Origin of the sequence: Rufibacter sp. XAAS-G3-1 (assembly GCF_013623775.1) — a bacterium.
GTDB lineage: Bacteria > Bacteroidota > Bacteroidia > Cytophagales > Hymenobacteraceae > Nibribacter.
On sequence record NZ_JABFAM010000043.1, the window covers coordinates 1 to 979 of the forward strand.

At 32.7% G+C, this 979-nt stretch carries 2 protein-coding genes; both read right to left on the minus strand.

All coding sequences use genetic code 11. The annotated features are described in order from the left end of the window. Window positions 1-135 precede the first annotated feature (135 nt). Complete coding sequence (locus tag HHO50_RS20905) at window positions 136-312, minus strand: hypothetical protein (protein WP_181309089.1); 177 nt, start codon at window positions 310-312, stop codon at window positions 136-138. A 23-nt stretch (window positions 313-335) separates the two neighbouring features. Then, window positions 336-979 (minus strand): CFI-box-CTERM domain-containing protein (locus HHO50_RS20910; RefSeq protein WP_219921622.1); only part of this gene is annotated, 644 nt, incomplete at its 5' end.

Sequence of the window (979 nt, forward strand, 5' to 3'; positions counted from 1 at the left end):
CAACGGTCTCGTATAAACAACGTGCTAGGCCGTCGGCCGAAGCATGGTTTTTATACAGTGTTAGAGCTTAGTTTTTTTTATTACACCTAAAAATTACTAATAATAGAATCTTAAATAAAAAAGATTGAAAAAAATTTATGATGCAATTAGATAAATTCCTAAACCTATAATAGCCAGTCCAACAACAAAACCACAGCCTATGCCTTTTGGCCCTTTAGAAATAACCATTTTGCTATTCTCTTCTCCTTTTTTCATAATGTTACCGCCAATAATTATGCCTAACGCGATAACTATAATTCCTAATATTACCATTGAGTTTATTATTTTGAGTTTATTTATTTTTTTGAAATCCTTGTAACAATTAAGTCCAGAATGTAAATCCTAATGAAACTATTGATAGTTTTCTTATCCTTTAGCCAATTTGCAATTGTTGGTGACATGAAATAGTATAGCTTGACAAATGCTTTGCCTAAGATTGATTTTTGCAAAATGGTATCGCGATATTTTTTCAAATTGATAACTTCAGGAGCGTATTCGCTTTCATAGCACACAGTAGCAATATAACAACCTGTTTTTCCAGTTGAATTTCTTGGAGGTGCAGGACGTCCCATAACTTTTTCAAAATCAGCATCATCTTCTGATTTCATAATTGCTAATCCAGCATTTGAAACATAGACTTGTCTATTATTCATCCAAGTCCAGCTGGGTGAAGAACGGTCTATAGTCTCTCCAGTATAAGGACACCTGCCTCTATTCACTAAGCCTCTACTATTTAAAATAGTATATAATTCTAAAGGCATCACAACATAATTTTGCAAAAAATCAGTCAAGGTTTCAAAGTCATCTGGCGTAAAGTCGTCCTGAGTTCCTTTTCGTACAATACCAACCTCTGTCAATGCGTCACAAATATCTTGTACATATTTTGTTGTAAATTCTGAATAGTACTTCATTATATTATTTTTAAAATTAGCTCTAACGT

What these genes read in the sequence shown, in the direction of transcription:
- HHO50_RS20905 (WP_181309089.1), bottom strand. Translation starts at nt 312, where the DNA reads ATGGTAATATTAGGAATTATAGTTATCGCGTTAGGCATAATTATTGGC.